Here is a 15,882-nt window from a genome sequence, read left to right as displayed (position 1 = left end):
ATGCTCAGTCAGGAAAAAAGGGACATTATCAAGGCGACCGTTCCAGTTCTCGAGATCCATGGAACCGCGATTACAACCCGCTTTTATCAACTTTTGTTCGATAGCCATCCGGAGTTGCTTCACATTTTTAACAAAATGAATCAGCGAAAAGGCGATCAGCAAACCGCGTTGGCAAACGCTGTATACGCTGCCGCAGTCCACATCGATCATTTGGAAGATATCCTTCCCGCTGTGAAGCAGATTTCTTATAAACATCGCGCTCTTGGCATTCTTCCAGAGCATTATCCAATAGTAGGTGAAAACTTACTAAAAGCGATTAAACAAGTGCTCGGAGATGCAGCAACAGATGAAATTATAGATGCGTGGGCTGCGGCATACGGTGTAATTGCGGATGCATTCATCAGTGTTGAACATGAAATGTACCGCGAGGCAGAGACCCAAAAAGGCGGTTGGAGCGGTTTTCGACCGTTCGTTGTACAAAAAAAGGTACCTGAAAGTGATGTCATTTCTTCGTTTTACTTGGTTCCGCAGGACGGCAAGGAGATTGCAGATTTCCTTCCTGGGCAATACTTAACTTTCAAAGTTGATATTCCAGGTGAAACATACACTCAACGCCGCCACTACAGCTTGTCAGATGCGCCTGGCAAGGGGCATTATCGCATTAGTGTGAAACGCGAAGACGGACGAGGGGATATTCCAGCTGGTTTGGTTTCCAGTTATTTTCACAATCATCTAAACGAAGGAGACGTACTTTATGTGAGTGCGCCTTCTGGGGATTTTGTGATGAAAAAGCCGGCTGATAAACCGGTTGTCTTCTTGAGTGGTGGCGTCGGTATGACACCGTTGGTCAGTATGGTCAAGACGCTTTTACAAGAACAACCTGGTCACTCTGTAACATATGTTCACGCGGCCATTCACGGTGGGTTCCATGCATTACAGGAGGACTTGAACACGTTAGCAGAGACGAACCCGAGTCTGAACTACCATGTCGTTTACGAAAAGCCGACTGAACAGGACAAAGCACATAAACACTTCTCCAAAGAAGGGTTTATCGATCTCGATTGGTTAAAGCAAGTTGTTTCCGCAGACTCTGATTTCTACTTTTGCGGGCCCACGCCTTTTATGAAGGCGATGTATCGGGCGCTCAAAGGATGGGGCGTTCCAGATGACCAGATTCATTACGAATTCTTTGGTCCCCAAGGCAGCCTCACAGACTAAGCGGCTTATTGACGCGCGAATATGCGCTCGTTCGGAGGTCAACCAGTTCAGTTACTGGATTGGTTGACCCCTTCGAGTCTCTGATCTGAAGCCAGATGTTTGGCTATCTATCGAGCATTTATCATGAAAGAGCACTCCGAGACTTAAAAATATCCCAACGCGCCCACCATGGGAAGGTCTTTTTCTCTTTACTGCGCGATTAAGCCAAAATCTCGTCAATCAGCTTTAATTCTTCCGCACTAAATTCCAACTGGTTCAAAGCTGCGACATTCTCTTCAATCTGGCTGACACGGCTTGCGCCAATCAGCGCCGACGTGACTCGACCGCCACGCAACACCCAAGCCAGGGCCATCTGCGCCAAAGACTGGCCGCGTTTTTGCGCCAACTCGCCGAGTTTGCGAACCTTGGCGATGGTGGCCTCCGTGACATCTTCCTGACGCAACGCGCCCGAAGATTTAGCGGCGCGCGAATCGGTCGGAATGCCTGTCAAATAACGGTTTGTCAACAAGCCTTGGGCCAGCGGACAAAATGCGATAGAACCCACACCTTCTGCGGAGAGGACATCTTGTAAGCCATCTTCAATCCATCGGTTGAGCATCGAATAGGAAGGCTGATGAATCAACAGCGGCGTTCCAAGTTCGTTCAAAATGTCCACCGCTTTTTTCGTCTGTTCTGCGTTGTAGCTGGAAATGCCGACGTACAGCGCTTTCCCTTGTCGCACCACTTGATCGAGCGCCTGCATCGTCTCTTCGAGCGGCGTGTTCGGATCTGGCCGGTGTGAATAGAAGATGTCCACATAATCCAGTCCCATGCGTTTCAGGCTCTGATCCAAACTGGCGATGAGATATTTTTTCGATCCCCATTCCCCATACGGACCAGGCCACATGTAGTAACCCGCTTTCGTGGAAATGACGAGTTCATCGCGGTAGGGGTGCAAATCCGCTTGCATCATGCGGCCGAAGTTCTCTTCGGCAGAGCCGGCTGGCGGTCCATAGTTGTTGGCGAGATCGAAATGGGTGATGCCCAAGTCGAACGAGCGGCGGACCATGGCGCGACCGTTTTCATATGTATCAATGCCGCCGAAGTTGTGCCACAGGCCAAGCGAGATGGCAGGGAGCTTCAACCCGGAATTTCCGCAGCGGTTGTAGACCATCGATTCATAGCGATCATTTTTAGCTAAGTAACTCAAGTGTTCAACCTCCTGTTTGTTAGTGCATATGTCGAACTATTCTTATTATAGAGAACCCGCTTCAAAAATGATAGTTCTACGATAGATAAAGTGGGAATGATATCCGTGTTCATCTTCTTTGCGGTATCAGCACTGCAAGTGGTTGCTTCCTGGTGTAAAATAGGAACGAGTTTTGCGCTAGGTGCGGCATCAAAGCGCCGATTTCATTTTCAAGATGGGGAGTGTTGACATGAGCGAATCCCATGGTGAACAGCGCGAGCTGGCCACTTTTGCGGGTGGTTGCTTCTGGTGCATGGTCAAGCCGTTTGACCAGTGGCCAGGCATCATCAGCGTCATATCCGGCTACACTGGCGGACATACGGAAAATCCAACTTATGCCGAGGTGTGTTCTGGCACGACAGGGCACTACGAAGCAGTTCAGATCACGTTTGATCCCGCCGTTTTCCCGTACGAGAAATTGCTGGATGTCTATTGGCAACAGATTGATCCAACCGATGCTGGTGGGCAATTTGTCGATAGAGGCTCATCTTACAAAACGGCGATTTTCTATCACAGTGAAGCGCAAAGGCAAACTGCAGAGGCCTCCAAACAGGCGCTTGGCGCCAGCGGACGCTTTGCCAAACCGATTGTGACCGAGATCATCGAGGCGGGGCCGTTTTATCCGGCGGAAGGCTATCATCAGGACTTCTACAAGAAGGATCCCTCGCATTATCAGGGATACCGTAGCGCGTCTGGCCGCGATGCGTTTATTCAGGCACACTGGCGCTAGATTCGTCGCACGGCACGCCTGTCCCAGGCTGGTAAACGGCTTGGGGCAGGCGGCGCTCGTTCCAACTAAACGTAGTTGTATACACTGGGTTGCCAGAAGTCATCACGTCCGCAGTATCATCTCCAATGATTTCAGCCCCGCTTGCACATGTACAGTGTCACCGATATCCACGCCATAGAGTATCAGGAACGCCGTGACGTACAGCGTGCGAAAGCGAGCCAGCCGCCAGGTTGCGTCGTCAATTGCGCCGTAAGCCGCCAAAAACGCGCGCCGTCCCGCAGGCGGAAGGAAGCTGTGGAGGACGGCGAGATCGACCGCAGGATGGCCGAGGTGGACATCGCCCCAGTCGATCACGCCTGAAACAACCCCGCACTCGTCAAGCAGGAAGTTGCGGAAATTGAGATCTCCGTGTGTCACCACGCGTGGTCCGGCCTCCGGCTGGATGGCTGACAGATCATTCAGAATCGGCATGAATGGCTGGATGTCAGGCAGTAGTCCTTTTGAGCGCAGTTCATGCAGATGTTCCTCGAGCTTTGGCAGACGCTTTGCCAAATCCATTCGCCCGATGGTATCTCCTGCAATGCCTGTCTGCTTGGCTTGCTCGACGGGGAAGGTGTGCAAGGCGCGAAGAAACTCTGCCAGTAAAGGGGCGGACGCATTCCGCTGTCCATCATCAAGCTGTTGGGTATATGCTGGGCGGCCAGGGAGATACGGATATCCGCAGAATGGGTAGGGAAACGCGTCGGTCGGCTGACCGATGTATATTGGCGCTGAAATGGGCAGTGGCAAGCTGGATACCAGGCTTGGAATGGTGCGCCGCTCTGCGAGCAGGCAATCGACGCCCGCCTTGCGACGGGGGAAACGGAACACGAATGACCGGTTGACCTGAAATACACGGTTGTCCCAACCCTCGTCTATAAATGAAATCGTCACGGGGGCGAGCGCTGGAAATTGCCCTTGAATGAGTGATTGCGCAAGTGTTTCGGTGACGCTGTACTCTGCGTTCCAAATGGGATCCATCAAGGATATCCTCCGTTTCTTGGGGAACTGCGCGACGGCGCAAAAAAATCAGCTGCTCTCCTTTTGTCAAGGAGAGAGCCGATTTAGAGAGTCAATTCGATGATGTGATTATACTTGTAATTCAAATTGCATGGAATACAGACGTGCATACGCGCCGTCCTGGGCTAGCAACACATCATGTGTGCCTTGTTCCACAATGCCATCTTCCGTCAATACGACAATGCGCTGGGCATTGCGGATGGTAGAAAGGCGATGGGCAATCACGAGCGTCGTACGTCCTTTCGCCAACGATTCCAATGATTCTTTGACAACGCGCTCACTCCGGTTATCCAACGCGCTCGTCGCCTCATCCAGAATCAGCACAGGCGGATTCTTTAAGAATACGCGGGCAATACTGAGGCGCTGCTTTTGACCGCCAGACAGTTTGACGCCGCGCTGTCCAATTTCCGAGTGGTATCCATTTGGCAAGCTCATGATAAAGTCGTGAGCATGCGCGCGCTTGGCCGCCATGATGATTTCATCATCGCTCGCTGCCGGATTGCCATAACGGATATTTTCCATCACCGTGCCCGCAAACAGGTAAACATCCTGCTGAACGATACCGATGTGATGTCGCAGTGATTGTAAATCCATATCGCGGACGTCGATCCCGTCTAGCAACACCGCTCCATTTGTCACATCGTAAAAGCGGGGGATGAGTGAGCATAACGTCGTTTTCCCAGCCCCAGATGGCCCGACCAATGCGACGTACTCGCCCGGTTGAACGCGCAGGGACAGATTGACCAGGACGTGATGCAAATGGTTCTCGTAACGGAAAGAAACCTGCCTGAATTCAATTGCGCCACGCACTTCTGACAGCGTGATGGCATTCGGCTTGTTTTCAATTGCCGGCTTCAAGTTCATGATTTCCATGAAGCGTTGGAACCCAGTGATGCCTTCTTGAAACTGCGTACTCATGTGAGACAACTGTTGAATGGGCTCAATCATAAAGCTGATATAGAGCAAAAACGTGATCAAATCCGCCAAATCCAAGGCGTGATTGACGATAATGGCGCTCCCAAAAATGATCACTGTGATGGTAATCAGTTGGATGAACGTACCAACCCCGTTGAAGAAGTAAGCTTCTGCTTGGTACGTTTTTTTCCGACTATCGAAAAATCGCCGATTTTCTCGGTCAAATTTCTCGATCTCTACACGCTCATTGGCAAACGATTTTACGACGCGGATTCCGGATAGACTTTCCTCGACCTGCAGGTTTACGTCCGCAATGCGCTCTTTGTTCCTTCTCAGCGCCTTGTTTAACACCTTGTTAAAATACAAAGCAAAGACCGCTAAAAAGGGCAAAAAGCAGAAGACGGCGATGGTCAACGGCGCGTTGATCAAGAACAGGATGACAAATGCGCCAACAAAGCGGATGAAATATTTGACGTAGTCTTCCGGTCCATGGTGAAATAACTCGGCGAGCAGCAACAGGTCGTTTGTGATACGAGACATCAACTGCCCGGTTTTTTCCTTGTCGTAAAAGCTGAAGGAAAGCTTCTGCATGTGCGAGAACAACTCGCTGCGCAGGTCGCTTTCCATGCGGGCGCCGACTTCATGCCCTTTGTAGTCCACGAAGTAGTTGCCGATATTTTGAACGGCGACCAAAACCAGCATCAGCCCGCCAATCCAATATACTTTGTGCAGCGCAGTGGACAAGTCTCCTCCTAAAACATCTTTCGTGATATACCGAACGAGCAGTGGAAACACCAAAGTCACGGCGGATACCACAAAATCGCATGCCAAGATGGTGAGATACAGCGGCAAATACGGTTTGTAATACGAAAGAAACCTTTTGACTGGAAAACGCATAATTTACCCCTTTTTTGTGTGATTGAAATCAACACATATAAGGGGTACACCGCTTACATGTTAAGAAGTGTTCCACCCTTATATGTTTGTGCGGTTTGACGCGTCATTTTTTTCATCCAAATTGCCTCCTTGTTGTGATGGTGCTCCTATTATATTCTGAAAATTGGGTCGACGTTTGTTGTTTCGCCATCCGTGACGCATCTATTGCCAAGTTTTTTTGTCACAGAAACTTGAGATCCATCAGAAAAAAATGACGCACGATATACATAAAAATGATGTATATACGTCATAAATGATTGACAAGCAAATCAACATGGATTATAAATTGTACTAGCACCAGATGCGGCGCTACATCGTGTCTACAGGATCAGGGGTGTCTCGGTCTTTCGAAAGCATCGCGGATGACGTATATTGAAAAGGGAAGTTTCGTTTCAGCGATGTGCTTGAGGAAACTTAAAGGGAAAGCGTTTTTTATAAAATGCGTAAGGGTAGAGAGCTAAATGGAAAAACAATCGAGAGTGACAAAAAAGCTGATTGCTGAACAGTTAGGGCTCTCCATCTCCACGGTGGATAGGGCTTTGAACCAGCGAGGAAATGTAAAGCCGGAAACATACCGAAAAGTGCTTGAGGCTGCGCAGGAACTCGATTATTTGGTCAATAAGTCTGCGAGCTTTCTTTCGCGCAAGCAAGCGTTTTCCATTGCGGTCGTCCTTTTGGAATACCCAACGCATTTTTGGGATCAGGTCGAAAAAGGGGCAGAGGACGCTCATCGTGAGCTACGAGACTATGGTTTACACATTGAAATGATTCGCATCAACGATGATGCTGCAAAGAATGTAGAAACCATTCGCGACATTGTGCAGTCGGGAAATTTTGACGCCATTGCGCTTCCTGCTGCGGATGACGCTTACGTGGACGTCATAGACCAATCCATCGACGGGGGATTTCCGGTTTGTACATTGAACATTGATGCGCCAACCAGCAAAAGACTGTTTTATGTCGGCTGTAATTATCATAACGCAGGCAAATTGGCGGGAGAGTTACTGTGCAAGCTGATTGGAAGGTCTGGAAAAGTTGCGTTGGTGACAGATTCCTGGACATCATTTCAATCGCAGCAGAAAATCACAGGGTTTCGCGAGGCGCTCATTGATTACCCTGCCGTCAAAATGGTCGGTCCGCTCAAAATGGAACGGGAAAATCTCACTGATTCTCTCTTGGCCATAGAGGGTGAATTGAAATCTGTTGACGGCATCTATGTGTCAAATGCCGAATTGGATCGAATCGCACAGTTAGACCTCAATGATTCAACTGTGCTTATTGGGCACGATATGAATCGCGCCATTTACCGCAATTTGAATCAAGGCGTCATTACCGCTGTGATTTGTCAGGATCCGGTTGGGCAAGGGTATTTGGCCGTAAAGAAAATGTTTAATTACCTGGCGCTCAATGAGGAGATTGACGTGCAGGAAAACATCACGAAGCTTGAAATTGTCATCAAGGAAAATGCAAAGTTCTATTTTTGATATTTTTTATGCCTCAAAATGACGTACGTACATCAAAAAATGATTTGAATGGTTTTTTATTTGAATTGGGTTGATGGCTTTTAACGTCGTTTTGATGCAGAGGTCATGGTTTGCCTGGTATAGACATCGTGAGACACGTGTCACAGGCGACGCCGAAACGCACTGGATTGGTGGTGAGGCTTGGCATAGAGAGATGTAGATCCTGGAACATTAGTGTAGGGGTGTTTTTTGGATTCTTTGCAAGCGCTGTCGCGTTTGCATCACATTGGAAGATCAGTTCGAGGGGGAGAGCTATTTGAAAAAGATAATGGCAGTTGCATCCGGACTTATCGCATTATCCGCTGTTGTGACAGGTTGCGGCACTTCAGGAAACGGAAACGCCACAGGATCGAGCGGCAGTGGCGGCAAGGTGACTTTGGAATTTCTGCAAAACAAGCCTGAAGTTGTGAACCAATGGAATCAGATGATTCAGAAGTTCGAAAAGCAGAATCCGAACATTCAAATCAAGCAAATCAATCCACCCAACACCGACACCGTGCTTCAGTCGGATCTCGCCAAAGGGAGCGTTCCAGACATCATTGCTATGGGCGCTGACGCAACGTTCATTCAAATGGCCAACAACGGGGTGTTTAAAGATTTGTCTGGCACACCTGAGGTCGGCAAAGTTTCTTCTGCTTATTTGAAGATGCTCGAAGGGGAAGTGGGCAAGAGCACACCTTACGCGCTTCCGTACACGGTCAATGCGGTGCCCATCATTTACAATGTGACACTCTTTAACAAATATCATTTGAAGGTGCCAACCACTTGGAACCAGTTGATGTCCGAAGCACAGCAAATCAAAGCTGCTGGTGGCACCCCATTCTATAACGGTTTTAAAGATGCTTGGACCATTGCGCCGATTTGGAATGCGCTTGCAGTGAACACCGAAGGCCCCAATTTTATCAAGGATTTAAAAGCGGGCAAGACGACGTTCAGCAAGAGCGACGTCACTGCCGCACAACGTTTGCAGCAGTTTGTTTCCTATGGTAATTCGAATCAATTCGGCGTGGATTACAACGATGTCAATCCAGATTTCGCAAACGGAAAATCAGTGTTCTACGCCAACGGCATCTGGACTTTGCCGGTGATTCGTCAAGCGAACCCGAAAATCAAACTCGGCACATTCGTTGTGCCAGCGACCAATGATCCAAGCCAGACCAAGATGGTCTCTGGCGTAGACTCCCTGTTGGCGGTGTCGAATTCCGGAAATTCCGCCAAACAAGCGGCTGCGATGAAGTTCATTGACTTCCTCTTGCAAAACAAGACGGCATCGCAGTATGCATCTGTCGCTGGATTGTTCTCAGCAGTGACAGGCGTCAAGAACACGGACCCGGCGTTGACCAGTCTGCAACCGTACATTGACCAAGGAAAAGTCGTGGACTTTGATGATCACTACTATCCACCAGCAATGGCGGCTGGCAACCAATACGAGGCTGTTCTGCAAGGCGCTTTGTCGAAGAAACAGTCTGTGAGCCAACTGCTGCAACAGATGGACAACTTGTATCAGCAATCAGCTGCACATCAGTAATTACGCTCAAACGGGTTGCACGATGGGGGAATTGCTTCCCCCATCCGCTTTAAAAAATGGAGTCAGGATGGTGTTACGATGGCCTGGATGAGGAGGTCGCTCACCTACTTTTTGATGACAGTGCCCATGGTGGTCGTATTTTTTTACTTTCACACCTGGCCTGCCTTGCACGGCATTTTCCTAAGTTTTACGAACTGGAACGGATTTGGTCCATATCATTTCATTGGATTCAAGAACTATTTGGACCTGCTGCACGACAAACAGATTCTGCACGCCTATGGTTTTACATTTGAGTTCGCCATTGTGACCACGGTGCTGGTGAATGTCATCAGCTTGCTCATCGCCTTGGCGCTCAATGCAAAAATTAAGCTTTCTAAGACGTTTAGAGCCATCTATTTTCTGCCGTATGTACTTAGCACACTGATTGTCTCGTTTATTTTCAATTACTTGTTTTCAAATTTGATTCCGACGATTGCCCAGGATATGCATTTTACGGCGCTGTCGCAGAATATTCTCGGGACAGGTTGGGCGTGGGTCGGCATTGTCATCGTCTCGGTGTGGCAAGGGGCTTCGTTTAACACCCTGCTCTATCTCGCTGGATTGCAGACGATTCCAGAGGATGTATACGAGGCGTCCAGCATCGACGGTGCATCGCCGTGGACGACGTTCTGGAAGATCACGTTCCCGCTAATTGTTCCGTTTTTCACCATCAACATGGTGTTAGCAGCCAAAACTTACTTGCAGGTGTTTGATCAAGTCGTGGGGATGACCAACGGGGGACCTGGAACATCCACACAGTCCATCTCGTTCGTCATTTACACCAACGGGTTAGGTGGCGGAGAACTGGCGTACCAATCCGCCAACGCCGTTGTGTTCCTTATTATTTTAGTTTGCGTCGCGTTGATTCAAGTACGTGTGCTGCAGGGACGCGAGGTGCAGTTATGAGCCGAACAAAAAACAACTGGGTCGCAACAGTATTTCTCATCATCGGTGCCTTGTTTATTCTGTTTCCGATTTACATGGCCATCATGGTGGCTGTCAAAAGTCCGCAGCAGTTGGCACAGTCGGTGCTCAGCATTCCGAACAAATTTCACTGGGGGAACTTTACCCAGGCAATGGCGGTCACACACTATTTCCGCACCTTCATGAACAGCTTCGTCATCACGGTCTTCGCCGTGGTGTTGACGGTGCTCACGCACTCGATGGTTGCTTACGCCATCGCTAGAAATATGCATAGACGGTTCTTCAAGGCGGTGTATTACTACTTTTTCGCAGCCATGTTCGTGCCATTTCCCATCCTGATGCTGCCGCTCGTGCGTCAAATGAGCCACATCGGCTTGGACGGCCGCATCGGTTTGATCATTTTGTACATCGTGTATGGTGTATCGCAAAACGTATTTCTTTACGTTGGTTACCTTCGTTCTGTTCCGATGGAACTGGAAGAAGCAGCTTTGGTGGATGGCGCAAACCGTTGGACCATCTTCTGGCGCATCGTCTTCCCACTCATGGCGCCGATGAATGCCACCGTCGCCATTTTAACCGGTCTTTGGGCGTGGAACGACTTTTTGCTGCCACTTGTGATGTTGTCCAATCCGAACCAGTACACGCTGCCGCTCGTACAATATGCGTTCCAGTCGCAGTACAGCACCAACTACAGCTTGGCTTTTGCCTCGTATTTGTTGGCGTTGCTGCCGATGATCATCATCTACATCTTTTTTCAAAAATGGATTGTCAACAACGTCACCAAAGGGGCAATCAAGTAAAGGGTTTGCCCAAGTGCGGAGATGGCCGCGGGCGATTGTCGAGATATAAAGAGATGCAGCTAGGAGTGACTATCAATGAAATTCAGTAACGGCAATTGGCTCAATCGATCCGGCGTCAATGTCCATTCCCCTGTCGAAGTGCACGAGGTCGTGCGCGATGACGATTCAGTGACGGTATATGCGCCTTGCAAACATTTGGCCACGCGCGGGGCGACATTGGATGGGCCTCTGCTCACCATGCGCTTCTCTTCCCCAATACCGGATGTGATTCACGTTCAGCTCTACCATTATCAAGGGGGGCAAAAACGCACGCCGGAATTTGAAATCCGAGGACGAAGCGGGGCTGTCCAAATCGATGAGGGGGACGAAGCCGTTTCCCTGACGAGCGGGGATTTGACAGTCAAAGTCAGCAAACAAGACATCTGGTCTGTGGATTACTACAACGGCCAAACTCGGCTCACGGGCAGTGGGCGCAAAGGCATGGCTTACGTGGTGGATAACAACAAAGAGGTCTATATGCGTGAGCAATTGGGCATCGGTGTTGGTGAATGCATCTATGGGCTTGGCGAGCGTTTTACACCGTTTGTCAAGAATGGACAGGTGGTCGACATCTGGAATAAGGATGGCGGCACCAATTCAGAACAGGCGTACAAGAACATCCCGCTTTATGTGACCAACAAAGGCTACGGTGTGTTTGTCAACCATCCTGAACTCGTCTCGTTTGAAGTTGGCTCCGAGGTGGTCTCCAAAGTTCAGTTCAGTGTAGCTGGCGAGTATCTGGAATACTACATCATCAATGGACCAACCGCAAAAGAAGTGTTGGAAAAGTATACAGACTTGACGGGAAAACCTGCGCTGCCGCCAGCATGGTCCTTCGGCCTGTGGCTGACCACCTCGTTTACGACGAATTACGACGAAAAAACAGTCAGCCATTTTGTTGACGGAATGGCGCAAAGAGACATTCCTCTGCGCGTATTTCACTTCGACTGCTTCTGGATGAAGGAGTTCGAGTGGTGCAACTTCGAATGGGACAGACGCGTTTTCCCCGAACCAGAGCAAATGCTGCGTCGCTTGAAAGAAAAGGGATTGAAAATCTGTGTCTGGATCAACCCATATATCGCGCAAAAATCCCCACTGTTTGAGGAAGGCGCTGCGCACGGCTACTTGTTGAAGAGACCGAATGGCGACGTGTGGCAATGGGATTTGTGGCAAGCGGGCATGGGTATTGTCGATTTTACCAATCCCGACGCCTGTGCGTGGTTTGCGGAAAAATTGAAGCGCCTCCTCGCCATGGGCGTTGACTGTTTCAAAACGGACTTCGGCGAACGGATTCCCACAGATGTCGTCTATTTTGACGGTTCAGATCCGCAGAAGATGCACAACTATTACACGTATTTGTACAATAAAGTGGTTTTTGATGTGCTCAAAGAAACGCTCGGAGAAAAGGAGGCAGTGCTCTTTGCCCGATCCGCCACCGTTGGCGGTCAAAAGTTCCCGGTGCATTGGGGCGGCGATTGCAGCGCCACCTATGAATCGATGGCCGAGAGCCTACGTGGCGGTTTGTCGCTGGGCCTATCTGGCTTCGGATTTTGGAGCCACGACATCGGCGGCTTCGAAGACGCCTCGGCGCCTGATTTGTACAAGCGATGGGTTGCGTTTGGCTTACTCTCTAGCCACAGTCGTCTACATGGGAGCACATCATATCGCGTGCCTTGGGTTTATGATGAAGAGTCGGTCGATGTACTGCGGCATTTTACAAAACTGAAATACAGTCTGATGCCATATCTGTACCGAATGGCCGTAGACGCCTCAACGCGTGGTATCCCCATGATGCGGCCGATGATGTTGGAGTTTCCAGCGGATCCTACGTGTCATTATTTGGACAGGCAATACATGCTCGGCGATTCGCTGCTCGTGGCGCCTATTTTTAGTGAAGACGGGACATCGTCTTACTATCTGCCACAAGGAATGTGGACGCATTTCCTGACAGGCGAGCGCGTGACTGGCGGCGTCTGGCGCAATGAACATTACGACTACATGAGCTTGCCGCTGTTCGTCCGCGAGAATTCCATCATTGCCGTTGGCCATGATACCACGAAGCCTGATTACAGTTACGGCGACGGCGTCACTTTTCACGTCTTTGCGTTGAGCGAGCGCGCGGACTTGCAAACAGCCGTCTGTGACACGGATGGTTCGGTTGCGATCACGCTTCATGTTCAACGCCACGGGAAGCAGCTTGAAGTACATGCAGAAGGCGCAAAGAACGCGTGGCGTATCCTTCTGCGCAATGTGGATACCGTCACCAGCGTACAAAATGGCACGTGGACACAAACTGAAAGCGGGACAGAAATCACGCCGGAAGTGATTGACGGCGTCATCAAAATTGAACTGAAGTAAGCGTGGGTAGAGGGGGAGGCTTGGAACATGGCCTGCCCCTCCTGCTGAATGAATGGAAGGAGGTTATTTGTAAGAAAAATACTAAGCGGTAGTTTCTCATTTCCATACCCCTGTCGTTTTGTTGGCAAGTCGCCACCATCCTTTAACCCTTTCCTGACTCTGTACCAAATGCCGGATCATCTGTTTGCACTCAGCGTGTTTCTTGCCGACGCAAAAAGAGCCCCATCACAAGGCCACAAATGCTTACCCCCATGGCTATCAAGAACGTATCGCCAAATCCGTTTGCCATGGCCGCCAACCGTGTCCCTGTCGAGTTGGTGACCAGTTGGATATGCTTTGTGATGTTGGACGTCAAAAATCCAGACATCATCGCGATGGCGAGGGAACCGAAAATCTGTTGCCCAGAGGTGGTTATGGGTGTCACGCGGCTAATCAGTTTTGCTGGCGCCGACTTTAGGACGTGTGTGCTGATCTGCATCGAAGTCAATCCTTGTCCAAGACCGAGAAGCGCGAGGTTGGTCGCCAGAAGGAAGATATTCGTGTCTGCCTGAATCCGAGATAGCCAATATAGAGCGGCGGACAACACGGCAAGCCCAGTACAGACAACCGGCCGTGCGCCAAATTTGTCGAACAATTTCCCACCTATCTGCATGCCGACAAACGACAGCACTGCTTGGGGAATGACCATCAGGCCAGAGTGAAAGGTGGAAAACCCCCTCACCTGCTGTAAATAGAGCGGGATCAAGAATAGAGCGCCGAAAATGGCCATCCAATTCATGAAGACAATCGCGAGCCCTTTGCTAAATTCCATCGACCGAAAAGCGTGCAATTCCAAAAGTGGTGTCTGTTGCCGCAGTTCCACGACAATGAATACAGACAGAAGCATCAGTCCAATGGCCAAAGGTACGGTAGTGGACAACGTGCTCCACCCCTCGCTGCCGCCATTATGCACGCCATAAATCAGTGTCGCGAAGGAGACAGGCGCCAAAATCGCGCCAATGATGTCGAGCTTTAGGTGTTTGCCGGCGTCTGATCTCTGAAGGAAGCGATACCCCAGGCCCAACGCCACAATGCCGATGGGAACATTGATAAAGAAGATCCAGTGCCAGTTTGCATATTCCAAAAGCCAACCGGAGAGAAGCGGACCCAACACAGGCGCAATCAGCATCGGCAAACCCAATAACCCCATGATAGCGCCGCGTTTGTCCGGCGGCGCCACTTTAAACGAAAACGCCAAGCCGATGGGCGTAACCATGCCGCCGCCAAGCCCTTGTAGAACGCGAAAGGTAATCAGTTGTGCGGGGGTGGTCGCCATAGCACATAAAACAGACCCAACCATAAACAGGACGACAGACAGCAAAAATACCCGTTTTGCTTCAAACCGATCAGAAAACCAGCCTGCCAAGGGAATCACTGCGGATAACGCGAGTGTATAGCCGGTAATTGTCCACTGCATGGTTTTCAAATCGGCATGGAACGCCTTTTCCAATTGGGGAATGGCCACATTCATCACACTACTGTCCAACATGACCACCAGCATGCCAAAGATGAGCGCCAATAAGGTCGGTAGAATCTTTCTGACAGAAAAAGCTGCCACACTTTCATTTGATAAACTGTTCAAGCGAACACAACCTTTCTTTGATACGCGTGTGTCGAATCAGGAATGACTGACATTTGTTTCGAGACTAACGATGTTAGTTTGGCGGCAGAGAAATTGTGTAGGATGCATACCAAACGGTTTTTGAACGTTCAAGACTAACAACGTTAGTTTCATGATAACAAGAAAATCGGTCTTGTAAAGTATAAAAACTAACGACGTTAGATATTTTGCTTGTCTGGTTTATAATGATTGATATCAACGAATGGAGGTCGTTTAATCTTGAACCCAAACAAGGCCACGCCCATCACGAAGGAAAAGATCGTCAGCGCCTCCTGGGACTTGTTGCGTAGTGATGGCATTGAAAACTTCACCATGCGGAAATTGGCAAAGCAACTGGATATTAAGGCGGCCTCTCTTTATTGGCATTTCCCAAGCAAACAGAATATTTTTCAATATTTGGCGAATGAAATTGCGAAGAAAGTCCTGCTGTCCGTTCGAAATGAGGAAGATTGGAAAGCGGCTCTTTATCAATTCGGCATGCATTTTCGTGAGCAATTAGAAAAATACCCCTGTTCCGCGCAATTGATGATGCAGACATTGCCGTCAGAACCCGAATACCTAGCGTTGATCAACGCCATGCTTATCATTGTCGATCCGCTGCCGCTTAGCGACCGAGATAAGTTCTCTGCGATTGCATGCATGCTCAACTATGTGCTTTCTTTTGAATTGGATCGACATCAACAGAAGAAAGTGAATCTGGCGATGCAACAGGACGGGATGGAACACGTACAGAAACAGTCCGCCAACGCGATGGATCATTTACCTGACCATGTTGCCGATCCGCTTCGTCGGATGCATCGCAATCAAATATTCAGCGAACTTGGGTCGATCAGCATGTTTCAAACAGGGCTTACCATTCTCATTTCGGGCATTGAACAGTTGTCACTCGCGCGAAGAGAAGATGATGTGGGCCATATGGCGTGAA

12 protein-coding genes are annotated in these 15,882 nt (G+C 49.5%); 8 read left to right on the top strand and 4 right to left on the bottom strand.

Features of this window, described 5'->3' with window-relative positions; translation table 11 throughout:
* Positions 1–1,218: an NO-inducible flavohemoprotein gene (gene hmpA / locus ACFSB2_RS16315; protein ID WP_377944152.1), complete on the top strand. Its 1,218-nt coding sequence runs from the start codon at positions 1–3 to the stop codon at positions 1,216–1,218.
* Positions 1,219–1,417: 199 nt separating this feature from the next.
* Here hmpA and mgrA read toward each other — a convergent pair whose 3' ends face one another.
* A complete protein-coding gene (gene mgrA / locus ACFSB2_RS16310; RefSeq protein ID WP_377944151.1) occupies positions 1,418–2,407 on the bottom strand; it encodes an L-glyceraldehyde 3-phosphate reductase in 990 nt (329 codons plus the stop codon).
* A 229-nt stretch (positions 2,408–2,636) separates the two neighbouring features.
* On the opposite strand from mgrA, the gene msrA reads away from it, so the two are divergent.
* Positions 2,637–3,176 (top strand): peptide-methionine (S)-S-oxide reductase MsrA, encoded by a 540-nt coding sequence (gene msrA, locus ACFSB2_RS16305; protein WP_377944150.1) that lies wholly within the window; start codon positions 2,637–2,639, stop codon positions 3,174–3,176.
* Between the two features lie 102 nt (positions 3,177–3,278).
* On the opposite strand, the gene ACFSB2_RS16300 is transcribed toward msrA, so the two are convergent.
* The gene (locus ACFSB2_RS16300; RefSeq protein WP_377944149.1) at positions 3,279–4,196 is read right to left on the bottom strand and encodes a phosphotransferase; all 918 of its coding nucleotides are present in this window, start codon (positions 4,194–4,196) and stop codon (positions 3,279–3,281) included.
* A 108-nt stretch (positions 4,197–4,304) separates the two neighbouring features.
* Positions 4,305–6,047: an ABC transporter ATP-binding protein gene (locus ACFSB2_RS16295; protein WP_377944148.1), complete on the bottom strand. Its 1,743-nt coding sequence runs from the start codon at positions 6,045–6,047 to the stop codon at positions 4,305–4,307.
* A gap of 500 nt (positions 6,048–6,547) precedes the next feature.
* Between ACFSB2_RS16295 and ACFSB2_RS16290 the strand changes: the two genes are divergently transcribed.
* From ACFSB2_RS16290 to yicI, 5 genes are all read left to right on the top strand, one after another.
* A complete protein-coding gene (locus ACFSB2_RS16290) occupies positions 6,548–7,570 on the top strand; it encodes a LacI family DNA-binding transcriptional regulator (protein ID WP_377944147.1) in 1,023 nt (340 codons plus the stop codon).
* 295 nt (positions 7,571–7,865) lie between these two features.
* Entirely contained in the window at positions 7,866–9,137 is a 1,272-nt protein-coding gene (locus ACFSB2_RS16285; protein WP_377944146.1) for an ABC transporter substrate-binding protein, read from the top strand.
* Positions 9,138–9,215: 78 nt separating this feature from the next.
* The gene (locus tag ACFSB2_RS16280) at positions 9,216–10,082 is read left to right on the top strand and encodes a carbohydrate ABC transporter permease (RefSeq protein ID WP_377944145.1); all 867 of its coding nucleotides are present in this window, start codon (positions 9,216–9,218) and stop codon (positions 10,080–10,082) included.
* Entirely contained in the window at positions 10,079–10,900 is an 822-nt protein-coding gene (locus ACFSB2_RS16275; protein ID WP_377944144.1) for a carbohydrate ABC transporter permease, read from the top strand. The genes ACFSB2_RS16280 and ACFSB2_RS16275 overlap by 4 nt, the downstream gene beginning before the upstream one ends.
* 75 nt (positions 10,901–10,975) lie before the next feature.
* Complete coding sequence (gene yicI / locus ACFSB2_RS16270; RefSeq protein WP_377944143.1) at positions 10,976–13,297, top strand: alpha-xylosidase; 2,322 nt, start codon at positions 10,976–10,978, stop codon at positions 13,295–13,297.
* A 190-nt stretch (positions 13,298–13,487) separates the two neighbouring features.
* On the opposite strand, the gene ACFSB2_RS16265 is transcribed toward yicI, so the two are convergent.
* On the bottom strand, positions 13,488–14,918 hold the full coding sequence (locus ACFSB2_RS16265; RefSeq protein ID WP_377944142.1) for an MDR family MFS transporter: 1,431 nt from the start codon (positions 14,916–14,918) through the stop codon (positions 13,488–13,490).
* A gap of 258 nt (positions 14,919–15,176) precedes the next feature.
* On the opposite strand from ACFSB2_RS16265, the gene ACFSB2_RS16260 reads away from it, so the two are divergent.
* A complete protein-coding gene (locus tag ACFSB2_RS16260; RefSeq protein WP_377944141.1) occupies positions 15,177–15,881 on the top strand; it encodes a TetR/AcrR family transcriptional regulator in 705 nt (234 codons plus the stop codon).
* Position 15,882 lies beyond the last annotated feature (1 nt).

Origin of the sequence: Alicyclobacillus fodiniaquatilis (assembly GCF_042678105.1) — a bacterium.
GTDB lineage: Bacteria > Bacillota > Bacilli > Alicyclobacillales > Alicyclobacillaceae > Alicyclobacillus > Alicyclobacillus fodiniaquatilis.
The sequence above is the reverse complement of the archived record's forward strand: the minus strand, read 5'-3'. Positions and strand labels throughout refer to the sequence as shown.

What these genes read in the sequence shown, in the direction of transcription:
- ACFSB2_RS16300 (WP_377944149.1), bottom strand. Translation starts at nt 4,196, where the DNA reads ATGGATCCCATTTGGAACGCAGAGTACAGCGTCACCGAAACACTTGCG.
- msrA (WP_377944150.1), top strand. Translation starts at nt 2,637, where the DNA reads ATGAGCGAATCCCATGGTGAACAGCGCGAGCTGGCCACTTTTGCGGGT.
- yicI (WP_377944143.1), top strand. Translation starts at nt 10,976, where the DNA reads ATGAAATTCAGTAACGGCAATTGGCTCAATCGATCCGGCGTCAATGTC.
- ACFSB2_RS16275 (WP_377944144.1), top strand. Translation starts at nt 10,079, where the DNA reads ATGAGCCGAACAAAAAACAACTGGGTCGCAACAGTATTTCTCATCATC.
- ACFSB2_RS16280 (WP_377944145.1), top strand. Translation starts at nt 9,216, where the DNA reads ATGGCCTGGATGAGGAGGTCGCTCACCTACTTTTTGATGACAGTGCCC.
- ACFSB2_RS16290 (WP_377944147.1), top strand. Translation starts at nt 6,548, where the DNA reads ATGGAAAAACAATCGAGAGTGACAAAAAAGCTGATTGCTGAACAGTTA.
- hmpA (WP_377944152.1), top strand. Translation starts at nt 1, where the DNA reads ATGCTCAGTCAGGAAAAAAGGGACATTATCAAGGCGACCGTTCCAGTT.
- ACFSB2_RS16295 (WP_377944148.1), bottom strand. Translation starts at nt 6,047, where the DNA reads ATGCGTTTTCCAGTCAAAAGGTTTCTTTCGTATTACAAACCGTATTTG.